Annotated in this window: 7 protein-coding genes; 1 reads left to right on the top strand and 6 read right to left on the bottom strand. The window is 76.6% G+C overall.

The features are described 5' to 3' along the window. From RKE29_RS26180 to egtA, 5 genes are all read right to left on the bottom strand, one after another. A partial coding sequence (locus RKE29_RS26180) for a transglycosylase family protein (protein ID WP_312008118.1) occupies positions 1-856 on the bottom strand: 856 nt, incomplete at its 3' end. Between the two features lie 155 nt (positions 857-1,011). Then, the gene (gene egtD, locus RKE29_RS26175; RefSeq protein WP_312008117.1) at positions 1,012-1,977 is read right to left on the bottom strand and encodes an L-histidine N(alpha)-methyltransferase; all 966 of its coding nucleotides are present in this window, start codon (positions 1,975-1,977) and stop codon (positions 1,012-1,014) included. After that, positions 1,974-2,729: an ergothioneine biosynthesis protein EgtC gene (gene egtC / locus RKE29_RS26170; protein ID WP_312008115.1), complete on the bottom strand. Its 756-nt coding sequence runs from the start codon at positions 2,727-2,729 to the stop codon at positions 1,974-1,976. Before egtC ends, egtD begins: the two co-directional genes overlap by 4 nt. Before the next feature lie 55 nt (positions 2,730-2,784). Continuing rightward, a complete protein-coding gene (gene egtB, locus RKE29_RS26165) occupies positions 2,785-4,146 on the bottom strand; it encodes an ergothioneine biosynthesis protein EgtB (protein WP_312008114.1) in 1,362 nt (453 codons plus the stop codon). Beyond that, positions 4,143-5,396, bottom strand: coding sequence for an ergothioneine biosynthesis glutamate--cysteine ligase EgtA (egtA, locus tag RKE29_RS26160; protein WP_312008113.1), 1,254 nt, complete (start codon positions 5,394-5,396; stop codon positions 4,143-4,145). The genes egtB and egtA overlap by 4 nt, the downstream gene beginning before the upstream one ends. Before the next feature lie 579 nt (positions 5,397-5,975). Here egtA and RKE29_RS26155 point away from each other — a divergent pair. Next, complete coding sequence (locus RKE29_RS26155; protein WP_312008112.1) at positions 5,976-6,170, top strand: hypothetical protein; 195 nt, start codon at positions 5,976-5,978, stop codon at positions 6,168-6,170. Between the two features lie 143 nt (positions 6,171-6,313). Here RKE29_RS26155 and RKE29_RS26150 read toward each other — a convergent pair whose 3' ends face one another. After that, on the bottom strand, positions 6,314-7,456 hold the full coding sequence (locus RKE29_RS26150) for a phosphodiester glycosidase family protein (RefSeq protein ID WP_312008119.1): 1,143 nt from the start codon (positions 7,454-7,456) through the stop codon (positions 6,314-6,316). Positions 7,457-7,588 lie beyond the last annotated feature (132 nt).

The following is a 7,588-nucleotide window of genomic DNA, read 5'->3' as shown; positions in this document are numbered from 1 at the left end:
CGGAGCGCGGCGCCCGCGGCTCCGGCTTGCCGGTCCTGGGGCCCTGCTGGGGCCGCGCGGCGGGCCGCTGCGCCGGGCCGGAGCCGTCCGCCCGGTGGCCCGGGGCGGTCGACGGCCGCGTGGCCGCGCCGCCCGAGCCGGGGACGGCCAGTCGCTGGCCGGGGTAGATCAGGTCCGGGTCGTCGCCGATCGTCCGCTGGTTGGCCTGGTACAGCGCCGGCCAGCCGCCCTGGACCTCCTCGCGGTCGGCGATGCGGGACAGCGAGTCGCCGCCGACGACGACGTAGCCGCCGGGCGTGGTGGACCGGTGCGGCAGGCTGGTCGGGGTGGGCGGCTCCTGCTTCCGGGCGGCCGCCGGCTTCTGCTCGGTGTGCCGGGTGCGGGGGGCCGTGTGGTGCGTGGTGTGCTGTGTGTGCGCTTGCGTACGGGTGACGTGCCCGTGGGCGGAGGTGCCCGGCAGGCTCTGCGGAGCCGGCCCGCCGCGCGCCAGGCCCGCCCGCTGCGAGCACACCGGCCACGCGCCCGGCCCCTGCTGGTTGAGCACCCGCTCGGCGACGGCGATCTGCTCGCGCTTGGTGGCCAGGTCGGCGCGCGGCGCGTAGGCCGTGCCCCCGTACGCCTGCCAGGTGCTCTGCGTGAACTGCAGCCCGCCGTAGTAGCCGTTGCCCGTGTTGATGTCCCAGGAGCTGGTGCTCTCGCACGCGGCCACCTTGTTCCACGTCGCCTCGGTGGCGGCGTGCGCGCCGGTGGCTCCGATGATCGGCAGGGCTATGCCCGCGCCGCCCGCCGTGACGCTGAGAGAGGCCCGGGAGATCCGGTTCGGCTTGTAGCGGCGGTGGCGCCCGCGGACGGACATGGACGGCTCCTTCGACTGCGGCCGTAAAGATGAGCGATCGCGCTCGCAAAGACTATGGGTGCGGATCGCGCCACTTCAAGGGGGCGGCCGCGGCGGGCCGTTGCGCGCTCCGCCGCGGCCGCCGGACGGCGCGCCGTCCGTGCCGTACGGCGGTGTCAGGCCCGTACGGACAAAGAGAGCGCGAAGCGGCCGGCCCGGTCGGTCCACCACCCGCGCGTGTGCAGGCCGGCCGCGGCCAGCTCGCTCTGGACCCTTTCCTTCCGGAACTTCGCGGAGATCTCCGTGCGCATCTCCTCGCCGGCTGCGAAGGGGACCACGAGGTCCAGGGCGGTGATCTTCGCGGTGAGGTCCGTGCGGGCCCGCAGCCGCATCTCGATCCATTCGTGGTCCGCGTCCCACAGCGCCACGTGGTCGAAGGCCGCCGGGTCGAGGTCGCCGCCGAGTTCGCGGTTGATGACGTGCAGCACGTTCTTGTTGAACTCGGCCGTGACGCCCTGCGCGTCGTCGTACGCCGCGACCAGCGTGGCCTCGTCCTTGACCAGGTCGGTGCCCAGCAGCAGGGCGTCGCCGGGTGCGAGCAGGCCCGAGGCCGTCGCGAAGAAGGCGGCCCGCTCGGCGGGCAGCAGGTTGCCGACCGTGCCGCCGAGGAAGGCCAGCAGCCGCGGGCCCGGCACGTCGCCGGGCAGTGCGAAACCGGCCTGGAAGTCGGCGACCAGCGCCCGCACCGACAGGTCCGGGTGGTCGGCGAGCAGCGCCTCGCCCGCCTGCGCCAGGGCGCTCTCGCTGACGTCCACGGGGAGGTAGCACCGCAGGCCGGTCAGGGCGCGCAGCAGGTGGCGGGTCTTCTCGGAGGAGCCCGACCCCAGTTCGACCAGCGTGCGGGCGCCGGTGGCGGCGGCGATCTCCGCGGCCCGGTCGGCCAGGATCTCCCGCTCCGCGCGGGTGGGGTAGTACTCGGGCAGCTCGGTGATCCGCTCGAACAGCTCGCTGCCCCGCGCGTCGTAGAACCACTTGGGCGGCAGCCGCTTGGGGGTCGCGGTCAGCCCCTCGGCCACGTCGGCGCGCAGCGCGGCGGCGGTGGCGTCGGCGGGCAGGGTGCGGGTGAGGGTGAAGGGGCTCACGGGGGCGGCTCCTTGAGCGGGGTCGTCGTGACGTCGGTGCGGGTGGCGGTGAGCAGGGTCCGGTCGGGGACCTGCCTCCAGTGCGGCGTGTCGTCGTACGGCTCGGAGGCGACGACCACGGCGGGGCCGGGCCCCGCGCGGTACCAGAGTGTGTCGCCCCAGGCGGTCGCGGCGACCGACACGCCGTCGGTGAGCAGCAGGTTGAGCCGGGAGCCGGGCGCGGCGGCGGCCACCGCCGCGACGGTGCCGGCGAGCGCGTCGGGCATGGGCTGCCCGGCGCGCAGCCGGTGGTGGACCAGCGCCCACACCAGGGCGGCGTCGCACCGGGCCTCCAGGCGCAGCAGGTCGGCGGGCGGCAGGTCGGCGGCGAGCGGGGCCAGGGAGTGCGGCCAGCCGCGGACCGCGCCGTTGTGGCTGAACAGCCACCGCTCGCAGGCGAACGGCGCGGCGGCCGCCTCGCCGTCGGCGCCCGGCTCGGTGGCGTCCCGTACGGCCGCCAGCAGCGCCTCGGTGCGCACCACCCGGGCCAGGTCGGCGAAGGAGGCGTCGGCCCAGATGGGCCCGGCGCGGCGGTAGCGGGCGGGCACCGGGTCGCCCGGCGCGTACCAGCCGACGCCGAAGCCGTCGGCGTTGACCGTGCCGTGGGCCTGGCGGCGCGGCGCCCACGACTGCCGGTACAGGCCGTGCGGCGGCGCGACGACCACGTCGCGGAGGGCCGCCGCGGGCCCCAGGTAGGCGAGGTGACGGCACATCAGCGGCGCCTCCCGCCCGCGTTCGCCCGCCGCGCCGGCGGGGCGTACGGCGCCCTCACGCGGCCCCCGGGGCGGCGTCGCGGGCGGTGCGGAAGCCGGAGAAGATCTGGCGGCGGACGGGCAGGTCCCAGTTGCGGAAGGTGCCCCGGCAGGCGACCGGGTCGACGGCGAAGGACCCGCCGCGCAGGACCTTGTACGCGTCGCCGAAGAAGACGTCCGAGTACTCGCGGTAGGGGAAGGCGGCGAATCCGGGGTAGGGCAGGAAGTCGCTCGCGGTCCACTCCCACACGTCGCCGATGAGCTGCCGTACGCCCAGCGCCGACGCGCCGCGCGGGTAGCTGCCCACCCGCGCGGGCCGCAGGTGCCGCTGGCCGAGGTTGGCGTGCTCGGGCGCCGGGTCGGCGTCGCCCCACGGGTAGCGGCGGGAGAGGCCGGTGGCCGGGTCGTACCGGGCGGCCTTCTCCCACTCGGCCTCGGTGGGCAGGCGTCGGCCGGTCCACCGGGCGTAGGCGTCGGCCTCGTACCAGCTCACGTGCAGCACCGGCTCGTGCGCCGGCACCTCCTCGGTCACCCCGAAGCGACGGCGCACCCAGCCGCCCGCGCCGTCGCGCCGCCAGAACAGCGGCGCGTACAGGCCGTGCTCGCGCACGTGGTCCCAGCCGGCCGGGGCCCACCAGCGCGGGTCCCGGTAGCCGCCGTCCTCGACGAAGCGCGCGTACGCGCCGTTGCTGACCGGCGTGGTGTCGATGTGGAAGGCGGCGACCTCGCGCCGGTGGGCGGGCCGTTCGTTGTCCAGCGCCCACGGCTCGGTGGAGGTGCCCATGGTGAACGGGCCGCCCGGCACCAGCACCTCGGGCGGCAGCGGGCCGTCGGAGGTGTCCGGGGGCTCGGGTGCGGTCAGCGCGGCCGGGCCGCGGCGCAGCTGGTGGGTGATCAGCATCGTCTCGTCGTGCTGCTGCTCGTGCTGCGCGACCATGCCGAAGGCGAACCCGGCGGCCACCAGCCGCCGGCCGTCCAGCGGCACCCGCTCCAGCACCTCCAGCACCCGGCCGCGCACGTCGGCCACGTAGCCGCGGGCCTCGGCGGGCGGCAGCAGGGGCAGCGCGGGGCGCTCGGCGCGCGGGTGCTCGAACGCGTCGTACACCGAGTCGATCTCGGGCCGCAGCGCGTCCTGGCCGCCGACGGCGCGCAGCAGCCACTGCTCCTCCTGGTTGCCGATGTGCGCAAGGTCCCACACCAGGGGCGACATCAGCGGGGAGTGCTGGGCGGTCAGGTCGTGGTCGTCCACGCAGGACGTGAGGCCGTGGGTGCGGTCGCGCGCGGCCAGCAGGGTCTGCGCGGCGCGCCGCCGGAGGGCCTCGGGGTCGAGGTCGGGGCCGGGCGGGCCGGCGAGGGGGGCGCGGTCGGGAGCGGTCATGACAGGGCGTCCTTCCCGAGGGCGGAGTCGAGCAGGTCGTCGGCCGGACATCGGCCCCGGTCCACGTACCGGTCGCAGAACGCGGCGACGGCGTCCGCGACCGCGGCCGGCGCGCCGATCCGCGGCAGTGCCTCCCGGGCGGCGGCGAAGCAGGCGACGGCGGCCGCGTGCAGTTCGGGGTCGGCCAGGCCGTCGCGCGCGGCGGCCCGCCACAGCGGGTTGCACGGTGCGGGCTCGGAGCCCGCCGTCTCGGCGAGCGGCTTGACCACGCGGTAGACGGTCTCCGCCGCCTCGGGGTCGTCGAACAGCGCCGCCGTGACCGCCAGGGGCACCACCCAGCCGTCCTCTCCCGGCTGCGCGTCGATCATGCGCAGCTCCAGGTGGCCGCGGGGGCGCACCGGGGGGAAGAGGGTGGAGAGGTGGTAGTCGAGGTCGTCGTGCGTCGGCGGCCGGGGCTCGCCCGAACGGGCCCACGCGCGGAAGGTCAGGCCGTCCGGCACCCGCCAGGGCCCGGCGGCGTCCCGGATGGCCATCACGGGTGCGTCCAGCACGTACGCGGCCCAGGCGGTGCGCGGGTCGCCGCCGGACGGCGCGCCGACGCGGCCCGGGTCGATCGCCGCCCACACCGCCTGCCGGGTGGAGCGGTAGCCGGTCGGGCGGCCGCCGCTGAAGGGCGAGTTGGCGAAGGCCGCGGTGAGCACCGCGCCCAGCAGGTGGGCGAGCTGCCAGCGGCGGCCCAGGCCCAACGGCCCCGGCTCGTCGTACCCGGCGTCGAGACACACCTGCACGGAGGCGGTGCTGCACATCATGGACCGCCCGGCCGGGCCGCGGCGGCCGAAGTACGTCTCCATGGAGTCGTAGCGGGGTGTCGCGAGGATCCGGCGCGGCGGCAGCACGGGTTCGTGCCCGTGTCCGGCGAGGGTGAGGCCCAGCGAGGCGAGACGGCCGCGGACGAGCGCGAGATCGGCGGCGACGGATTCCACGCAGGCGGTGAGGGAGTCGGCGGGCCGGGAGCTGAGCTCGACCTGGCCGCCGGGTTCGAAGGTGAGCGCGGAGTGGAGCGGTAGTCCGCGCAGGGCGTCGGCGGCGGCGTGGAGCCGGTCCTCGCCGACGGGGCGGGTGGGGTCCTGCTGGTGGTGCACGAGCCATTCGACTTCGACACCTATATGTCGAGGTGGTCCGTTTTTGAAACATATGCCGTGGAGCCGGGCTTCCAGCTCCTTCTCGGTGATCGCCTTCTCCTCGGGCACTGCCGTCACCCTCTCCGGTCCGGGCTCGGGTCACCGGCCCGCCGACGTGCGGGCCGGAAGCCGTGCCCACTCTCACGTGCCAGTGGCACTGGCCTCAAGGGGCGCGTCCAGCCTGACATAAGTGTGCACTTTGTGTCGGGTCGGCCGGGTCGGCCGGCCCGTCGGTGCGCCGACCGGTTGGTAGGCGACGGGTCGCGCGCCCCCCGGCGCACCGGGCGCACGACTGCCGTAACGGCGCGTTCGCGGTCGCTGAGCTGGTGGTGCGCCGTTCGTTACGGTTGCATGAACGAGCATCGAACTGGTGAACGAACAGTGGACGTTTCGCGAGCCGCGCTACGGCGGCGCGCGGGGCGCACCGGGGGCGCACCGGACGTTCGCGCTCCTGCCGTGGCCGTCGGGCGAATCGTCCGAATGCGGTAGGCGCGGGTGGACGCCATGACGACCCGGCGCACGACCCGGCCCCGGTCCGGCCGGACGATCCACCCGGACGGAGCAGCCCTTTTGTGCGGCCCGCGGGGTCTTCGTAGGCGAGACTGGCGCCCGTCCCGGCCCGTCCGAGCGGTTCGCAGGAGGCTCGCCATGGCCATTTCGATCTCCGCGGTCCTACTGCTGCTCGTCCTGACGGCCTTCTTCGTACGCAGCGGCGGCCTGCGGTTCTCCCACGCGCTGGCGTGCGTCCTGCTGGGCTTCTGCCTGGCCGGAAGCAGCGTCGCCCCGACGATCTCCGAGGGGCTCTCCGCGACCGCGGACGTGGTCAGCAGCGTGCAGCCCTGACCGGCGCGGCCCGCACCCCGGGAAGCGGCGGCGCGGGCCGCGCCGCGGTCGGCTGGTGCCGCGGCAGGTCAGGGCTACCGCAGCCAGTGCTGCGGCCGGTCAGAGCTGCGGCCGGGGTCCGGNGCAGCCAGTGCTGCGGCCGGTCAGAGCTGCGGCCGGGGTCCGGCGAACACCCCGATGCCGTTGGCCACCGGGCGCTCCGCGCCGCCCGACGGGTGGTTGCGCACGGTGGACCGTCCGCTGCCCGCCTCGCGGGTGACCAGCGTCGTGGAGCCGCCGCCGTCCAGGTTGAAGGCGTCGTCGGCGCCCAGGTCGAGCATGGTGTCCGCGAGTTCGGCCACCGTCAGCCCCGGGCGGTAGTCCACGTCGCCGTCGAGCGCCAGCAGGTAGAGGCGGCGCCCGCCGTCGCCGATGCCCGCCGCCGTGCGCACCGCCGCGGCGGCCGAGTCCAGGCCGTCCAGCGGCTCGTCGTCCCGGACGATCGGGAAGCCGCCGACCGCGAAGGCGAACGGCACCCGGCTCGTGCTCTGCGGACGGCTGTCCACGGTCACCGGGTCGCCCACGCGCAGCGCCCGCAGCGCCCCCGCGCCCGCCTCGCGGCCGACCAGCACCACCGAGTCCGCCGCGATCGGCCCGCCGCCCGGCACGGCCGCCGTCTTCGCCACCCGGCCGCGCGTCACCGTCACCTCGTAGGTGTCGGAGGTGCACGGCGCCGCCCGGTCGGCGTCCGAGCCGCAGGTGGCCCGCACCCGCGACGCCGCGCCCCACACCGGGGTGAACGCCCCGATGCCGTTCTCGGCCACCGCGTACTGGTTGAACCCGCGCAGCGGCAGCGCGCCGTCCTTGGTGTGCACCGTGCCGCGCAGCGTCAGGCTGCCGATCCGGGCCGTACGGTCCGTCCCCACGCCGATGACGTCCCGCGTGCCGGTGCCGGGCGGGCCGGGCGGGCCGAAGCGCTGGCCGTCGGGCACCGCCGCCTTCAGCCACCGGCCGTCGGCGACCGCCGGGCCCACCGGCGCGCCCGTGGCCGCGACCCCGGGGTGCTGGGTCTCGGAGATGTTGAAGAAGTCGCCGTTCACCGCGCCGACCGCGCCGCCGGCGTCGGCCAGCGCGGAGACCGCGGCGCGCGCCCCGACCGTGCCCGGGTACACCAGGCCCACCTCCGCCCGCGGCTCCCGCAGGTCGACGGTGAGCAGGTGCCCGTACACCGGGCCGTGCGAGCCGGTGAGCGCGAACTCCCGGTACTCCACGCCCGGCGCCAGGCTCTCGCTCCCGACGTAGCGCAGGCCGGCCGGCGCGGCGTAGGCCGCGCCCGCTCCGGCCGACCCGGTGCCGACCAGGGCCGCCCAGGCGAGGAGGGCCGCCGGCAGCACCCGGGAGCGGCCCGCCCGCCGGCGCCCGGGGCCGGGCCGCCGGGC

Source organism: Streptomyces sp. B1866 (genome assembly GCF_031932565.1).
Classification (GTDB): domain Bacteria; phylum Actinomycetota; class Actinomycetes; order Streptomycetales; family Streptomycetaceae; genus Streptomyces.
This window is presented reverse-complemented; position numbering and strand designations above follow the sequence as displayed.